Source organism: Streptomyces sp. CA2R106 (genome assembly GCF_037034245.1).
Lineage (GTDB): Bacteria > Actinomycetota > Actinomycetes > Streptomycetales > Streptomycetaceae > Actinacidiphila.
Genome location: NZ_JBAGKC010000006.1, coordinates 54,679 through 69,596, shown reverse-complemented (window position 1 = coordinate 69,596; position 14,918 = coordinate 54,679). Strand labels below are relative to the sequence as shown.

General features: G+C 75.2%; 15 protein-coding genes. 5 read left to right on the top strand and 10 right to left on the bottom strand.

Going from position 1 to position 14,918, the window contains the following annotated elements:
• Window positions 1-3: 3 nt before the first annotated feature.
• The 4 genes from WA788_RS11325 to infC all read right to left on the bottom strand — a co-directional run bounded on the left by WA788_RS11325 (window position 4) and on the right by infC (window position 2,546).
• Window positions 4-867, bottom strand: coding sequence for a TrmH family RNA methyltransferase (locus WA788_RS11325; RefSeq protein ID WP_335975476.1), 864 nt, complete (start codon window positions 865-867; stop codon window positions 4-6).
• A 238-nt stretch (window positions 868-1,105) separates the two neighbouring features.
• Window positions 1,106-1,489, bottom strand: a complete 384-nt coding sequence (gene rplT / locus WA788_RS11320; protein ID WP_335975471.1) for a 50S ribosomal protein L20 — start codon at window positions 1,487-1,489, stop codon at window positions 1,106-1,108.
• Between the two features lie 98 nt (window positions 1,490-1,587).
• The gene (gene rpmI / locus WA788_RS11315; protein WP_103886374.1) at window positions 1,588-1,782 is read right to left on the bottom strand and encodes a 50S ribosomal protein L35; all 195 of its coding nucleotides are present in this window, start codon (window positions 1,780-1,782) and stop codon (window positions 1,588-1,590) included.
• 131 nt (window positions 1,783-1,913) lie between these two features.
• Complete coding sequence (gene infC / locus WA788_RS11310; protein WP_335976254.1) at window positions 1,914-2,546, bottom strand: translation initiation factor IF-3; 633 nt, start codon at window positions 2,544-2,546, stop codon at window positions 1,914-1,916.
• 366 nt (window positions 2,547-2,912) lie between these two features.
• Between infC and WA788_RS11305 the strand changes: the two genes are divergently transcribed.
• Entirely contained in the window at window positions 2,913-3,308 is a 396-nt protein-coding gene (locus WA788_RS11305) for a DUF1844 domain-containing protein (protein WP_335975465.1), read from the top strand.
• Window positions 3,309-3,334: 26 nt separating this feature from the next.
• Here WA788_RS11305 and WA788_RS11300 read toward each other — a convergent pair whose 3' ends face one another.
• The 4 genes from WA788_RS11300 to WA788_RS11285 all read right to left on the bottom strand — a co-directional run bounded on the left by WA788_RS11300 (window position 3,335) and on the right by WA788_RS11285 (window position 7,340).
• Window positions 3,335-4,135, bottom strand: a complete 801-nt coding sequence (locus tag WA788_RS11300; protein WP_335975460.1) for an MIP family channel protein — start codon at window positions 4,133-4,135, stop codon at window positions 3,335-3,337.
• 136 nt (window positions 4,136-4,271) lie between these two features.
• Window positions 4,272-5,009, bottom strand: a complete 738-nt coding sequence (locus WA788_RS11295) for an SseB family protein (protein WP_335975456.1) — start codon at window positions 5,007-5,009, stop codon at window positions 4,272-4,274.
• 112 nt (window positions 5,010-5,121) lie between these two features.
• Window positions 5,122-6,369: a type VII secretion-associated serine protease mycosin gene (mycP, locus tag WA788_RS11290; RefSeq protein ID WP_335975453.1), complete on the bottom strand. Its 1,248-nt coding sequence runs from the start codon at window positions 6,367-6,369 to the stop codon at window positions 5,122-5,124.
• Window positions 6,366-7,340 (bottom strand): hypothetical protein, encoded by a 975-nt coding sequence (locus tag WA788_RS11285; protein WP_335975448.1) that lies wholly within the window; start codon window positions 7,338-7,340, stop codon window positions 6,366-6,368. The genes mycP and WA788_RS11285 overlap by 4 nt, the downstream gene beginning before the upstream one ends.
• A 473-nt stretch (window positions 7,341-7,813) precedes the next feature.
• On the opposite strand from WA788_RS11285, the gene WA788_RS11280 reads away from it, so the two are divergent.
• Complete coding sequence (locus WA788_RS11280; RefSeq protein WP_335975443.1) at window positions 7,814-9,019, top strand: amino acid deaminase/aldolase; 1,206 nt, start codon at window positions 7,814-7,816, stop codon at window positions 9,017-9,019.
• A 57-nt stretch (window positions 9,020-9,076) separates the two neighbouring features.
• Here the strand turns inward: WA788_RS11280 and WA788_RS11275 are convergent, their stop codons facing one another.
• The gene (locus WA788_RS11275; RefSeq protein WP_335975439.1) at window positions 9,077-10,087 is read right to left on the bottom strand and encodes a DUF2510 domain-containing protein; all 1,011 of its coding nucleotides are present in this window, start codon (window positions 10,085-10,087) and stop codon (window positions 9,077-9,079) included.
• Window positions 10,088-10,284: 197 nt separating this feature from the next.
• On the opposite strand from WA788_RS11275, the gene WA788_RS11270 reads away from it, so the two are divergent.
• Window positions 10,285-11,184 carry a 5'-3' exonuclease gene (locus tag WA788_RS11270; protein WP_335976252.1) on the top strand — a complete coding sequence of 300 codons (900 nt, stop codon included), beginning with the start codon at window positions 10,285-10,287 and terminating at the stop codon, window positions 11,182-11,184.
• A 48-nt stretch (window positions 11,185-11,232) separates the two neighbouring features.
• Here the strand turns inward: WA788_RS11270 and WA788_RS11265 are convergent, their stop codons facing one another.
• Entirely contained in the window at window positions 11,233-13,110 is a 1,878-nt protein-coding gene (locus tag WA788_RS11265) for a 2-isopropylmalate synthase (protein WP_335975434.1), read from the bottom strand.
• A gap of 223 nt (window positions 13,111-13,333) precedes the next feature.
• Between WA788_RS11265 and WA788_RS11260 the strand changes: the two genes are divergently transcribed.
• Together WA788_RS11260 and WA788_RS11255 are read left to right on the top strand one after the other, a co-directional pair.
• On the top strand, window positions 13,334-14,170 hold the full coding sequence (locus WA788_RS11260; protein ID WP_335975430.1) for a FadR/GntR family transcriptional regulator: 837 nt from the start codon (window positions 13,334-13,336) through the stop codon (window positions 14,168-14,170).
• On the top strand, window positions 14,167-14,826 hold the full coding sequence (locus WA788_RS11255; protein WP_335975427.1) for an alpha-ketoglutarate-dependent dioxygenase AlkB family protein: 660 nt from the start codon (window positions 14,167-14,169) through the stop codon (window positions 14,824-14,826). Before WA788_RS11260 ends, WA788_RS11255 begins: the two co-directional genes overlap by 4 nt.
• Window positions 14,827-14,918 lie beyond the last annotated feature (92 nt).

Below are 14,918 nucleotides of genomic sequence, written 5' to 3'. Positions count from 1 at the left end.
CTACTAGCTGGAGGTGACACCGCGGCACCCCGCGGATGTGCGCTGTGACCGCGCCGAGGCGTAGAGGCAGACCGCGGCGGCCGTCGCCAGGTTGAGGCTCTCGGCCCGGCCGTGGATCGGCACCCGCACCACCTCGTCGGTGAGCGCCCTGGTCTCCTCGGGCAGCCCCCACGCCTCGTTGCCGAAGACCCAGGCGGTCGGCCCGAGCATCCGGCCCTCGTCGAGCTCGGTGTCCAGGTCCCGCTCCCCCGCGCCGTCGGCGGCCAGCACGCGTACGCCCTGGGCCCGCAGGCCCGCCACGGCCGTCTCCACCGGTACGCCCACCGCGACCGGCAGGTGGAAGAGGCTGCCCGCCGAGGCCCGTACGGCCTTCGGGTTGTACAGGTCCACGGAGGCGTCGGTGAGCACCACGGCGTCCGCGCCGGCGGCGTCGGCGCAGCGCAGGACGGTGCCGGCGTTGCCGGGGTCGCGGACGTGCGCGAGCACCGCGACCAGCCGCGGCCGGGCGGCGAGCACCTGCTCGAACGGGGTGTCCAGGAACCGGCAGACCCCGACCAGGCCCTGCGGGGTGACGGTGCCGGAGATGTCGGCGACCACCTCGGGGGTCGCGGTCAGCACGGGCGCTCCCGCGGCACGGGCCGCCGCCACGATGTCGGGGTGCCGCTCGGCCGCCTCCGCGGTGGCGTACAGCTCGACCAGTGTCCTGCCGTCCGGCCCGCCCGGATGCGCGGCCGCCTCCCGCACCGCCTGCGGCCCCTCCGCGAGGAACCGCCGCTCCTTGGCCCGGAACGACCGCTTCCCGAGCCTGCGGGCCGCGACCACCCGCGTGGACCGCAACGAACTCAGCTCGGTCGGGGGCGTACTCACGCGGGCTGCTCTCTCTCCATCGACGGGCGGGGTTGTCCGGGGGCGCGGGGAACTGCGCGGGAAGCCACGGGCGGCGGTACTCGGGGGGCGCGGGGAACTGCGCGACCGGCCACCGACCCGAGGAAGGTCCCGCCACCGCCGGCACAACCCACCCCGGAGGGAAACGCACCGCGGGCCCGCAGACGGCAAACCGCCTGCAGACCCGCGCACCGTCACTCCGGCTGAGCCCAGCGCAGCGTCACGCGGCCTTCGGCGCGTTGACGTCCGACGGCAGCGCCTTCTGCGCGACCTCGACCAGCGCGGCGAACGCGGGCGCGTCGTTGACCGCCAGCTCGGCCAGGATCTTGCGGTCCACCTCGATGCTGGCGGCCTTCAGACCCTGGATGAAGCGGTTGTAGGTGATGCCGTTCGCACGGGCAGCGGCGTTGATCCGCTGAATCCACAGCTGCCGGAAGTCGCCCTTGCGCTTCTTGCGGTCGTTGTAGTTGTAGACCAGGGAGTGGGTGACCTGCTCCTTGGCCTTGCGGTACAGGCGCGAACGCTGACCGCGGTAACCGCTGGCCTGCTCAAGAATCGCCCGGCGCTTCTTCTGGGCGTTGACTGCCCGCTTGACGCGTGCCACTTGATAACTCCTTCTGCGGGACCGCGGTATTCGTCACGCGGTCCGAAAGCGATGGGGGTCCCGGATCGGACCGCGCGCCCCGGTCGGGGGCGCGCGGCTCACTTGCCGAGAAGCTTCTTGATCTTCTTGGCGTCGGCCGGGGCAACCTCGACGGTGCCGGTCAGGGCGCGCGTCTTGCTGGACGGCTTGTGCTCGAGCAGGTGGCGCTTGCCGGCACGCTCGCGAAGCACCTTGCCGGAGCCGGTGATCTTGAAGCGCTTGCTCGCACCACTGTGGGTCTTGTTCTTCGGCATGGCGCCGTGGTCTCCTCGTCGCTGGCCCTCCCGGGCGCCCGGTGGAGGGCGTACGGGGAGCGTCAGTTCTGCTCTTACCACCCGAAGCCGCCCGGGCGGGCGGCCTGCGGGGTCCTTCTCGAACCGCGGTGTCAGCCGGCGTCGGCCGGAGCCTCGACCTGCGACTGCTCGTCGGCGGTGTCGCCGTCGTCACCCTGGCGGCCCGCCTTGCGGGCGGCCTGGGCCTCGCGGGCCTCGGCCATGGCCTCGGTCTTCTTCTTGTGCGGACCGAGGACCATGATCATGTTGCGGCCGTCCTGCTTCGGGTTCGACTCGATGAACCCGAGGTCCTGGACGTCCTCCGCGAGCCGCTGGAGCAGGCGGTAGCCCAGCTCCGGGCGGGACTGCTCACGACCGCGGAACATGATCGTGATCTTGACCTTGTCGCCCTGCTTGAGGAACCGGACGACGTGACCCTTCTTGGTGTCATAGTCGTGCGGGTCGATCTTCGGCCGGAGCTTCATCTCCTTGATGACCGTGTGCGCCTGGTTCTTGCGCGCCTCACGGGCCTTCATGGCCGACTCGTACTTGAACTTCCCGTAGTCCATGAGCTTGCACACGGGCGGACGGGCGTTCGCCGCGACCTCGACCAGGTCGAGGTCGTACTCCTGCGCAAGCTCCAGGGCCTTGGCAAGCGGCACAATGCCGACCTGCTCGCCACTGGGACCGACAAGTCGCACCTCGGGAACGCGAATCCGGTCGTTGATGCGGGGCTCGGCGCTGATGGGGCCTCCTCGGTTGCACGACGCGACTGACTGGCCGACAGCCGCGCTTCGGGTCTTCTTCTGCTTCTACCCTGTGCACCGTGCCCGAACGTCAGAAACGCCCCGTACGGCACACAGGCGGGCTCCTCACAACCGGGAGCACCGCCGCGTTATTCCGCGGGGCGCATCGGACGGCGAAGGCCGGGCGCGCGACGCACCGACCGAAGCCGTCTGACCGGGGACCCCTCGGCCGACAGGCCGAGCAGGTGGGAGTTCGGAGCCTCCACTTGGTGGCCGGACACGCTGATGTCCGACCGGTCGTTGTCCAAGCATAGCAGCGCGGGCCCGAGGGCCGTAATCGGCCGGACGGGGCATATCGTGGCGGCCATGAGCGACGCACCAGCCTCCCGCCCGGCCGCCTCCCCCGCGGCCGACACCCCCACCACGGGGCCCGGCTTCGACGACCTGACCCGCGACATCGCGGACGTCCCCGCGGTGGAGGTGATCACCACGGTGGCCGTCCACCTGATGAGCGCGGCCGCGGTGAACCTGGGGCTGGCCGAGGAGGGCGCGCAGCACAAGGACCTCGACGAGGCCCGCAAGCTCATCCAGGCGCTGGCCGGGCTGGTCACCGCCAGCGCCACGGAGATCAGCTCCTTCCACGCCGCCCCGCTGCGGGACGGCCTGAAGTCCCTCCAGCTCGCCTTCCGCGAGGCGTCCGTGGTGCCGGACGAGCCCGGCCAGGGCCCCGGCGAGAAGTTCACCGGTCCGGTCTACGGCTGACCGCGGGCGGGGATCGGCCGCCCGCCTCAGGGACCCTCCTCCGTGGTGCGGGCGGCGGCCTCCTCCTCCACCGCGGCGGCGCGGGCGGCCTTCACCGCGGCCATCGCCGGGTGCGTCGCCTGGTGCACGAGCGCCGCGATCGCCGCGCCGACCAGCGGGGCGATCAGGAAGAGCCACACCTGGGTGAGTGCCGGGCTGCCGGCGAACAGCGCGGGCGCGAGGCTGCGGGCGGGGTTGACGCCGGTGCCGGTGAGCGGGATGCCCACCAAATGGATCACGGCCAGGGCCAGGCCGATCGCCAGCCCGTCGAAGCCGACCACCGCGATCCGGTGCGTCACCGAGAGCACCACGTAGACCAGCAGGAACGTGAGGATCACCTCGGCGACGAACGCGCCGAAGATGCTGATGCCGACCGCCGAGCGCGTGCCGTAGCCGTTGGTGCCGAAGGCGCCGTGCCGCCTGAAGCCGGGCACCTGGTCGGCGACGAGCAGCAGGAGCGCGGCGCCGACGATCGCGCCGAGGAACTGCGCCACCCAGTACTCGACCGCCCGGCGCAGCTCGATCCGCCCGGCGAGCAGCATCCCGAGCGTCACCGCGGGGTTGACGTGGCTGCCGGAGATCGGCCCGATCGCGTAGGCGATGGCCAGCAGCACGAACCCGAAGGCCAGCGCGATGCCCAGGGTGCCGATGTACGCCCCCGACACCACCGCCGCGCCGACCGCGAAGAAGACGAGCGCGAGGGTGCCGACGAACTCGCAGCCGACGGCCCGGGGGTCGCTGAGCCGGTAGTTCGTCACGTCCGCCGCGGTGAGACGTCGCCGGTCCATCGTGCCTCCTCGAACGAGAGGACCACTGCCCTTTGCATTGTCACCGCAATGGGCGAACCCCACATCTCGGGGCACTCCGGCGAAATCCGGGCGAGATGTCTCGGGCGCCCGGTGACGAGCGGCGGTCTCGGCGCGCTCAGCGGGTGAAGAGCGGCTCCCCCGGGGGGTTCGCGGTCGGCGGGAGGACGGCGAGGTCCAGGCCCTGGACGAGGGCGGCGCGCAGGGTCTCGTCGGCGGCCAGGACCTCCGCCACGCGGCGGGCGGCGGCAGCCACGTCGGCGTCCGGGGCGAGCACCAGGCCCAGGGTGCCGTCGGAGGCCGCCCCGCCGGGGGTGAGGTGGGCGCGGGCGATGCCGGGTGCGGCGGCGACCGCGGCACGCAGCGCCGAGCGGACCTCGGGGTCGGCCAGCGGGTCGGTCCTGGCCGGACCGGCCGCGGCGGCGCGCAGGGAGGCGCCGGTCAGCTCGTAGGCCACCGGCCCGGCCATGTCGATGAGGAGGGTGTCCGCCTTCTCGTGCGCGAGCGCCTGGAGGGCCTGGTGCAGGGGCACCGCGACCGGCCGGGCGTCGGCGCGCCAGCGGGCCAGGGCGGCGGTGGAGGTGAAGGCGGGCAGGGCCCGGCGCCCGTCGGGTGCCTGGATGGTCGGCACCGCCATGTCGCTGCTCTTCTCCCGGGCCAGCCCGTCGGGCCCGGTCTCGGCCTCGCCGAGCACCGCCACCACCGGGACGAGCAGCCGGGCGCCGTGCAGTGCGGCGACCACGTCCGCGTCGGTCGCGCGGTCGGCCGCGTAGGCGGCGAGCGCCTGGGCCAGGGCCGGGTCCGCCGAGCCGTCGTCCGTCGCGAACCCTGGGTCCGGAATATTCTTCAACGCCACCCCGGCACCCTATCCGCCGCTCCCGCGGCCGGACGCGGGGTGGTCGGCGGGTGCGCGGTCACCGGGTGGGCCGCTCGGCGGGCGAGGCGCTCCGGGGGTACGGAAAGGGCGGTCAGCTGCTGCGGCGCAGCCGGAAGTACAGCAGGGCCGCCAGGGCGATCAGCGCGGCGCCGACCGCCGCGAAGGCGGTGGCCGCACCGTTGGCGAGCAGCTGCGAGGAGGACGCCGCCTTGGCCGGGGTGGTCGGGCCGGGGGCGAAGTAGGCGTGCGGGTAGGCCGCGGGGGTGGGCAGCACCGGCGCCGGCCGGAGCTTCTTCGCCGCGGCGAGCGCGGCGGCGGGGTCGATCAGCCCGGTGCCGACCTCGTCGTTGCGGCCGCCGGCGGGCTTGTCCCGGGTGGTGTCCTCCAGGACCTGCTTGACCTGCGCCGGGCTGAGCTTGGGGTAGGCCGAGCGGATCAGCGCCACGGCGCCCGAGGCGTACGCGGAGGCCGCGCTCGTCCCCCAGCCGTTGTAGTACGTGCGGTCCGGGTCGGCGATGACGACCTCGACGCCGGGGGCGGACACCGACGTGTACCAGCGGTGGGTGGAGAAGGAGGCGTGCTCGCCGTGCCGGTCGACGGCCGCCACGGAGATCACCCCGGGGTAGGCGGCCGGGTAGGAGGAGCGGTCGGCGGCGTCGCCGCCGTTGCCCGCGGACGCGACGACCACGACGCCCTTGCCGAGCGCGTAGCGGATCGCGTCGTCCTCGGCGGCGACCGGGGCGGCGGTGGCGCTGTCGTCGCCGAGCGAGAGGTTGATGACGTCGGCGCCGTGGTCGACGGCCCAGCGGATGCCCGCCGGCAGCGCGTCGCCGCGGTCGGTCCTGGCCTTCTGCCGCTGCGGGTCCTTGTCCTCCAGGATCACCCGCACCGGCAGGATGCGGGCCTGGGGGGCGATGCCGAGCACGCCGTCGCCGTCGCCGGGCCCGTGGCCGTGCCCGGCGATGATCGCCGCCATGCCGGTGCCGTGCTTGGCCCACGCCTTGTCGCCGGGCTTCGCGCCGAAGCCGACCTCGTCCTTGCCCGCCAGGACCTGGCCGGTCAGGTCCGGGTGGGTGGAGTCGACCCCGGTGTCGAGCACGGCCACGGTGACGCCCGCGCCCTTGGTGGTCTGCCACGCCTGCTGCGCGTGCAGCGCGGACAGCGCCCAGTCGGAGGCCCGCGCGCTGTCGGCGGCCGCGGGTGCGGCGGCCAGCGCGACGGTGGTGCCGGCCGCGGCGAGCGCGGCCAGGGCGCGCGCGAGGGCGCGCGGGCGGCGGTCCCGGCGGTCGGCGGCACGGCGGTCGGCGGGGCGCTGCCCAGGTGCGGCGGCGGGGGTCATCCGTGGTGCTCCGAGCCGGTGGTGGTCTGCGGGTGGCGGAGGGCGTCGACGGCGGTGTGCACCCGCGCGTCGACGGCGGCGGCGAGCCCGGTGGCGTCGAAGCCGAGGCCGGCCTGCGCGGAGGGCGTGGTGGCGCCCTGCGCGTCGGCCTTGTCCGCCGGGTCCGGCTGGGCGACGGTGCGGCCGTCGGCGAAGCCGCTGACGGCGTAGACCACGAACGGCAGGTCCGCGGCGATCCGGACGTCCCAACTGCCGCGCTGGCGGTCGCCGAAGGCGGCGGCGGGGGTGCCGGGGAAGGCGACGGGGCGCGGCAGCAGGTCGGCGCGTTCGCCGAGGTGCTGGCTGCTCCACCGCTCGGCCAGCGCGCTCATGGCCGCGGCCTGGCCGGAGCCGACGAGCAGCCCGACGGTGGTGACGGTGGTCGAGGTGCTGTCGACGTAGGTGGCGCGCAGCAGGCGGACGCAGCCGGCCGGGGCCAGCACTTCCGTGAGCAGCGGGTCGAAGGCGCCGGTGCAGCCGGCGGGGGCGGCCACGCCGATCCGGGTCCAGGAGCGGTCGGCGCCGCCGGGCCCGCCGCCCTTGCCGTCGACGGTGGGCGGGAACAGCGTGTCCACGGGGGTGTCGCGCCACACGTCGCGGGCCTGCGCGAACGCCTGCGGGCTGCCGTCGGCGACGGGCGCGGGCCGGTCCGGGGTGTGGGTGATGGCGGCGCCCGCGACGGCGCCGCCGACCAGGCCGAGGCCGACGACCAGGCTGGCCGCGGCCAGCAGCCGGCGGCCGCGGGTGGAGGTGCGCGGTGCGGGCGGCTCGGGCGCGTACGTGGGAGCGGCCGGGTAGGCGGGCGCAGGCGGCACCGGCGGCGGTGTGAACGCGGGCGCGGGCGCCGACGGCGGGTCGACCGGCGGCCGCGGGGCGGGCGCCGGCGGTGCGGCCTGCGGCATCGGGGGCGCCTGCGGCGCCGGCTGCGGCACGGACCGCACGGGCTGCGCGGCGGTCGGCGGCATCGAAGGCGGCGGCACGGACGGCCGCGCGGCGGGCCGGGGCGGTGCGAGGGGCGGCGCCGCGGGCGGGGAGGTCGGCGGCGCCGCGGGCGGTGCAACAGGCGGAGGGGGCACGGGAGTTGAACCCCCGTGCAGCGGCGGACCGGGCGGCGGCGGGTTCGGCGGTTCGGGCGCAGAGGCGGGCGGCGGCGCTGCCGCCGAGGCTGCCGCGGGCGGCCCCGCCTGCGGACCGCCCACCGGCCGTCCCGATGTCGGATGGAGGGTGGGGAAGGAAGCCGGCGGGGTGCTCCCGCTGTCCACTCCGGTGCTCACCCGGCACTCCCTCGTGACCGTTCCCGTCGATTGTGCGCGTCACTCTACGGGGTTGCCGCGGGGTGAGTTGCCACTCGGAGCACGGGCGCCGGGTCTACCGCTCGGTAGCAGGGTTCTGGCAGGCTGCGGTCATGCCCCAGCGCTCAGCCGACCGCGCCCGCTACGACCGGGCCACCGCACACCTCGACGCGCCGCTGGCGATCGTCGACCTGGACGCCTTCGACGCGAACGCCGCGGACCTGGTCCGGCGTGCGGGCGGCAAGCCGATCCGGGTCGCGTCGAAGTCGGTGCGCTGCCGCGCCCTGCTCGAACGGGTGCTGGCCCGGGAGGGGTTCGAGGGCGTCATGTCCTTCACCCTGGCCGAGTCGCTGTGGCTGGCGCGCACCGGTTTCACCGACGTGCTGCTGGCCTACCCGTCCGCGGACCGGGACGGCTTCGCGGAGCTGACATCCGACCCGAAGCTGGCCCGTACGGTCACGGTGATGGTCGACGACCTCGCCCAACTCGACCTGATCGACGCGGCGCGCGGCGCGGGCGGCACCGAGACGGTCCGGGTCTGCCTCGAACTCGACACGAGCCTGCGGAAGTTGGGCGGCCGGCTGCGCATCGGCGCGCTGCGCTCGCCGCTGCACTCGCCCGAGCGGCTCGCCGACACCGCGCGGGCGATCGGCGCCCGCCCGGGGTTCCGGGTGGTCGGGATCATGGCGTACGAAGGGCACATAGCCGGCGTCGGCGACGCGATCAAGGGGCGGCCGGGGCGGTCGCTCGCGGTGCGGCTGATGCAGTCCGCCGCGCGCCGGGAGCTGGCGGCGCGGCGGGCGGAGGCGGTGCGGGCGGTGCGCGCGGTGGTGCCGGACCTGGAGTTCGTCAACGGCGGCGGCACCGGCAGTGTGCAGTCCACCGCGGCGGAGGGCGCGGTCACCGAGATCGCGGCCGGCTCGGGCCTGTACGTGCCGCGGCTGTTCGACAACTACACCTCCTTCCACGGCCGTCCGGCGGCGCTGTTCGGGATGCCCGTGGTGCGGCGGCCCGGGGTCGGCGTGGTCACGGTGCTCGGCGGCGGCTATCCGGCCTCGGGCGCGCCGGGCGCGGACCGGCTGCCGGTGCCCTATCTGCCGGAGGGGCTGCGCTACGACCCGCAGGAGGGGCCGGGCGAGGTGCAGACGCCGCTGCTCGGCTCGGCCGCCGACGACCTGCTGGTGGGCGACACGGTGTGGTTCCGGCACGCCAAGGCGGGCGAACTGTGCGAGCGCTTCGACCGGTTGCAGTTGGTCGAGGGCGACCGGGTGGTGGCGGAGGTGCCCACGTACCGGGGCGAGGGCAAGACGTTCCTGTGAGGGGCCGGCGGCCTCCCGGGCGGTGGGAGGCCGCCGGCGCTGGGGCGGGGCGGGGCGTCAGACGCCGGTGCCGCCGGTGCTGCCGCTGGACGCGCCGCTGCTGTCGGCCTTGATACCCGCGGCGATCTCGTCCATGACGTCCTGGCCGGGCGCCTTGCTGCTGACGTCGAAGCCGAAGCGGACGATGACGATCTGGCTGCTCTTGCTCGGCGCGGGGAACGCCAGCGACTCGACGTAGCCCTCGGTGCCGGACTTGGTGCTGACCTTCCAGCGGACCAGGTAGCCCTTCTGCCCGGCGACCGTGACCGCCTTGGACTGGAGCTGCTGGTGCGAGGTCGTCGCGCCGTAGGTGTCGGAGCTGTACGCCTCGGCCGCGTTGCCGGTGATGTCCGCCTTGGCGGCGGCCTCGGCGGTGGTCGCGGTGACCTTCAGCGCCTCGGCCGGCTCGGAGTAGGCGCCGCCCAGCGAGCACTGCTGCTGGCCGCTGGTGTCGCCCGGGCAGGTGTAGCTGCCGGTGGAGATGCTGGCGAGGCCGTCCTGCGTGGTGCCGCCGGTCCAGCCGTCGAGCACCGGCAGGCTGATGCCGTCCAGCACGTCGACGGCGGTGTCGCCGCCGGAGGGGTTGGTCGGGTCGGTCGGCTGGCTCGGGTCCGCCGGGTTCTGCGACTGCGGGTTCTGCTCGGGGTTCCCCGGCCCGCCGGAGCGCTGCGGCATCGTCGCGTTCGGCCCGCGGTTGCTGCTGGTCGCGCTGTTGTCGCTGCCGTTGTTGTTGCCCACCGCGACGACCGCGGCCACGATGCCGCCGATGACGACGAGCGCGACCCCGATGGCGATGGCCACGGTCCGCGGGCGCCGGTTGCCGCCGCCGGGCGAGCCTATGACGTCGCCCGAGGGGTACGGCGCGTATCCGGGCGGGCCGCCGTAGGGCTGCTGCCCGGCGGTCGGGGCCACTGGTGCCGTGCGGGTGTACTCCGTCCACGCGGTCCCGTCCCACCAGCGTTCCATGGCCGGGCCGTTGCCTGTGTGCCCGGGCTCCTGGTACCAGCCGGGCGGGGTCGTCGTCGTCACGGCGTCACCTTATGGCCCCAGGATGAGAATCCTGTAAGGACAGGGGTCACATCCAGGTCACGCCCCTCGGCCCGGCCCCGCGGGGGCTCGTGTCCGGTCCCGGGGCCGGGGTACGGCCGGGTGTCGGTGGTGCGTGCGATGCTGGCCGCGTGACGAACGTGAAGCCCGGCGGCGGCGGCCGTACCGGTGGGGAACTGCTGCTGCTCGACACCGCGAGCCTGTACTTCCGCGCGTACTTCGGGGTGCCGGAGTCGGTGCGGGCGCCCGACGGCACCCCGGTCAACGCGGTGCGCGGGCTGATCGACTTCATCGCCCGGCTGGTGGCCGACCACGCGCCGGCCGCGCTGGTGGCGTGCATGGACGCGGACTGGCGGCCGCAGTGGCGGGTGGACCTCATCCCCTCGTACAAGGCGCACCGCGTGGCCGACGCCGAGGCGGGCACCGAGGAGGTCCCGGACACCCTGTCCCCGCAGGTCCCGGTGATCGAGGCGGTGCTCGACGCGGTCGGCATCGCCCGCGTCGGCGTGCCCGGCTACGAGGCGGACGACGTGATCGGCACCCTCGCCACCGGCGCCGCGGCGCCGGTGGCCATCGTCACCGGCGACCGCGACCTGTTCCAGCTCGTCGACGACGCGCGCGGGGTGCGCGTGCTCTACCCGCGCAAGGGCGTCGGCGACTGCGACGTGATCGACGGCGGGGCGATCGAGGAGCGGTACGGCGTCCGCGCGGAGCAGTACGCGGACTTCGCCGCGCTGCGCGGCGACCCGAGTGACGGGCTGCCCGGGGTGAAGGGCATCGGCGAGAAGACCGCGGCCGAACTGGTCACCCTCTACGGCGACCTGGCGGGGGTGCGGGCGGCGGCCGGCGAGCCGTTCTCGAAGCTGACGCCGGCCCGCCGCCGCAACATCCTGGCGGCCGCGCCCTATCTGGACGTCGCGCCGAAGGTGGTGCGGGTCGCCACCGACGTCCCGCTGCCCGCCTTCGACCCGGCGCTGCCCGCCGATCCTGCCGACCCGGCCGCGTTCGGCGCGCTGGCCGACCGCTGGGGCCTGGGCTCCCCGCTGTCCCGGCTGTCCGCGGCCCTGGGCTGGACCTGAGCGGCCCGAGGGCTTCGGCGGCCGGGAGCGGCCTGCGGGCCGGGCGCCTTACGCCGCCGCGCCGGCGCGGCGGGAGCGGTTGACGGCCGACAGCACCGCGCGGACCGAGGCGGTGAGGACCGAGGTGTCCCGTCCGGCGCCCCAGCAGCTCTCCCCGCCCGCGCCGATCCGCACGTAGGCGACCGCGGCGCTGTCCGGGCCGGGGCCGGTGGCGTGTTCGGCGTAGTGCTCGATGTGCACGGGGATGCCCGCGGTGGCGAGCGCGTCGGTGAGCGCGGACAGCGGGCCGTTGCCGGCGCCGGTGATCGTACGGCCGGCGGAGCCGGTGGGCGACGCGCTCCCGTCGTGCAGGACGGCGGTGAACTCGTGGCGGCCCGGGGTGGTTTCGGCGGCGTGCCAGCCGGTCAGGGTGAGCGGCCCGGTGTCGGCGGGCGCGAGGTAGGCGGCCGCGAACAGCTCCCCCAGCGCCTGCGCGGTGATCTCCTCGCCGCTGTCGTCGGCCGCGGCCTGCACGATCCGGGAGAAGTCGGCGCGCAGCGCGGGCGGCAGGTCCAGGCCGTGGCGGTCCTTGAGCAGGTAGGCGATGCCGCCCTTGCCCGACTGGCTGTTGACGCGGATCACCGCTTCGTAGTCCCGGCCGAGGTCGGCGGGGTCGATCGGCAGGTAGGGCACGTCCCAGGGCATCTGCGCGGCGGGCCGGCCGGCCTCGGCGGCGCGGCGGGCGTGGTGCTCCAGGCCCTTCTTGATCGCGTCCTGGTGGGTGCCGGAGTAGGCGGTGTGCACCAGCTCGCCGACGTAGGGGTGGCGGCCGGGCACCGCCAGGCGGTTGCAGTGCTCGACGGTGGCGCGGATCGCGTCGATGTCGGAGAAGTCCAGCATCGGGTCGACGCCCTGGGTGTGCAGGTTCAGCGCGAGCGTGACCAGGTCCACGTTGCCGGTGCGCTCGCCGTTGCCGAACAGGCAGCCCTCGACGCGCTGCGCGCCTGCCAGCAGGGCGAGTTCGGCGCAGGCCACGCCGGTGCCGCGGTCGTTGTGCGGGTGCACCGACAGGATCACCGCGTCCCGGCGGGCGAGGTGGCGGTGCATGTATTCGATCTGGTCGGCGTAGACGTTGGGGGTGGCGATCTCCACGGTGGCCGGCAGGTTGTGGATCACCGGGCGGTCCGGGGAGGCGTCCCACAGCTCGGTCAGGCCGTCGCACACCTCCAGGACGAAGTCGGGCTCGGTGAGGTTGAAGACCTCGGGTGAGAACTGGAAGCGCACGCCGGGCCGCCGGTCGGCGAGCCGGGCCATCAGGCCGGCCGCCTGCTCGATCAGCGCCCGCAGCGCGGCCCGCTCCCGGCCGATCACCACCTCGCGCCAGACCGGCGCGGTCGCGGTGTACAGGTGCACCACGGCGCGCGGCAGGCCCGCGATCGAGGCGAAGGTCCGCTCGATCAGGTCGGCGCGGGCGGCGGTGAACACCACCGGGGTCACGTCCTGCGGCACCGCGCCGGACTCGGCGAGGTGGCGGACGAAGTCGAAGTCGGTGCGGCTGGCCGAGGGGTAGCCGACCTCGATCTCCTTGAAGCCCATCGCGACCTGGACGTCGAACATCCGGCGCTTGCGGGCGGGGTCCATCGGTTCGGCGAGCGCCTGGTTGCCGTCGCGCAGGTCCACCGGCACCCACAGCGGTGCCCGGTCGATCCGGCGGGAGGGCCAGTGCCGCCCACCGGAGGTGCGCACCTCGACGCGCTCCCGGGCAGGGCGGTAGCGGTGGTAGGGCATGGCGCTGCCGCGCTGCGGGTTCCACCAGGGGGCGCCGGCGGGCACGGGGCCGGCCGGGGTGCGCAGCGTGGGCGCGGGGGCGCCGGCGGTCTCGGCCGCGGGGTGCGGGTCGCCCGGGCGGGCGCCGCCGCGCGGGTGGTTCGCGGGGTGCGTGGTCATGCTGGGGCTGTTCCTCTTCGTGGTCGCCGGTGGTCGACCGGCAGCACGAAACCCCGCGGCGGGGTGCCGGTCCCTCAGGCCCCGCCGCGGCGGCCGAGGAGAAGGCTCCGCTGCGTCATGGCGGCCACTGTAACCACCTCTCAGGTCCTCAGACAAGCTGAGAGGTGGGCGCGGCCGATAGAGTCGGCGCCACGAGGGGCGGACGGAGAGGTGGGAGACGGCGATGACGCTCGGTTCACTGCGGCCCAGCCCGCTGGTGGAGCAGGCGGCGGAGCGGCTGCGCGAGCAGATCACCGGCGGCCAGTGGCCGGTGGGCACGAAGCTGCCCGGCGAGACCACGCTCGCCGCCCTGCTGGGCGTGGGCCGCTCGACCGTGCGCGAGGCGCTGCGGGCGCTGGCCGGCGCGGGGATGGTACGGACCCGGCAGGGCGCGGGGGTGTTCGTGATCGCTGACCGCCCGGTCCAGGACTGGCCGGCCCGGCTGCGGCGCGCGGCCCTGTCGGACGTGTACGAGGTGCGGGTGCTGCTGGAGGTCCAGGCGGCCCGGATCGCGGCGGCCCGGCGGACGCCCGAGGACGTGGCGGCCCTGCGGGCCGCGCTCGCGGCGCGGACGGTGGCGGCCGCGGCGGCGGGCCTGCGCGGGGCGGGAGCCGGGCCGGTGGACGACGACGGCTCGACGCGCCATGGCGCGCACCACGGCTCGGCGGACCATGGCGCGGACCCCGGCCCCGGCGGGAGCGCGCCGCCCGACGGCCCGGGTGCGGCCTTCATCGACGCCGACATCGCCCTGCACCGCGAGGTGGTCGCCGCCGCCCACAACCCCGTCCTGACCGACCTGTTCGCCGAGTTCGCGCCGGTGCTCAGGGAGAACATGCTCGCGCTGCTCGGCCTGATGGACGTCCGCGCCCATGACGAGGAGCACGGCGAGGCCGCGCACGCGGCCCTGGTGGAGGCGATCGCCGCGGGCGACGCCGACCTCGCCGCGCGCGTGCTGCACGGCGAACTGTCCCTCACCCAGGCCCACCTGCGCGACCAGCAGCGCGCGGACGCCCCGTCGTGAACGCGCTGCTCCCCCGCCCGCGCAGCAGCCCGGCACCCGGCGCGGTCCACGTACCCGGCTGGCTCGACCTGGACCGGCAGCGCGAACTGGTCGCCGCCTGCCGGGAATGGGCGCGCGGGCCGGTGCCGATGCGGCACACCCGGCTGCCGCGCGGCGGCGTGATGTCAGTTCTCACGGTTTGCGTGGGCTGGCACTGGCGCCCGTATGCCTACTCGCGCACCGCGCCCGACGTGAACGGCGCCCGGGTCGCCGCCTTTCCGTCCTGGCTGGCCGAGTTGGGCCGCGCCGCGGTCGCCGACGCCTACCAGGACCCGGCGGCCGGCGCCTCCTACGCACCCGACACGGCGCTGGTCAACTTCTACGACGGGGCCGCCGCGATGGGCATGCACCAGGACAAGGACGAGCGGGCGAACGCACCCGTGGTCTCCCTGAGCATCGGCGACACCTGCGTCTTCCGCTTCGGCAACCCCGACACCCGCACCAGGCCCTACACCGACGTCCTGCTGGAGTCCGGCGACCTCTTCGTCTTCGGCGGCCCGTCGCGCTACGCCTACCACGGCGTCCCCAAGGTCCACCCCGGCACCGGCGACCCGGCCACCGGTCTGACCGCCGGCCGCCTCAACCTCACCCTGCGCACGACGGGCCTGCCGGGCTGAGCCGCACCGGGCCCGGAGCACCCGCAGATCCATCAGTTAGGCTTGCCTAAGTACTTGAGCATGCCGAACGCGCGACAGCGCGAGGAAGCGGG

Coding starts and splice junctions, on each gene's coding strand:
- WA788_RS11300 (WP_335975460.1), bottom strand. CDS start 4,135: ATGGACCGGCGACGTCTCACCGCGGCGGACGTGACGAACTACCGGCTC.
- WA788_RS11305 (WP_335975465.1), top strand. CDS start 2,913: ATGAGCGACGCACCAGCCTCCCGCCCGGCCGCCTCCCCCGCGGCCGAC.
- mycP (WP_335975453.1), bottom strand. CDS start 6,369: ATGACCCCCGCCGCCGCACCTGGGCAGCGCCCCGCCGACCGCCGTGCC.
- WA788_RS11265 (WP_335975434.1), bottom strand. CDS start 13,110: ATGACCACGCACCCCGCGAACCACCCGCGCGGCGGCGCCCGCCCGGGC.
- WA788_RS11280 (WP_335975443.1), top strand. CDS start 7,814: ATGCCCCAGCGCTCAGCCGACCGCGCCCGCTACGACCGGGCCACCGCA.
- rpmI (WP_103886374.1), bottom strand. CDS start 1,782: ATGCCGAAGAACAAGACCCACAGTGGTGCGAGCAAGCGCTTCAAGATC.
- WA788_RS11260 (WP_335975430.1), top strand. CDS start 13,334: ATGACGCTCGGTTCACTGCGGCCCAGCCCGCTGGTGGAGCAGGCGGCG.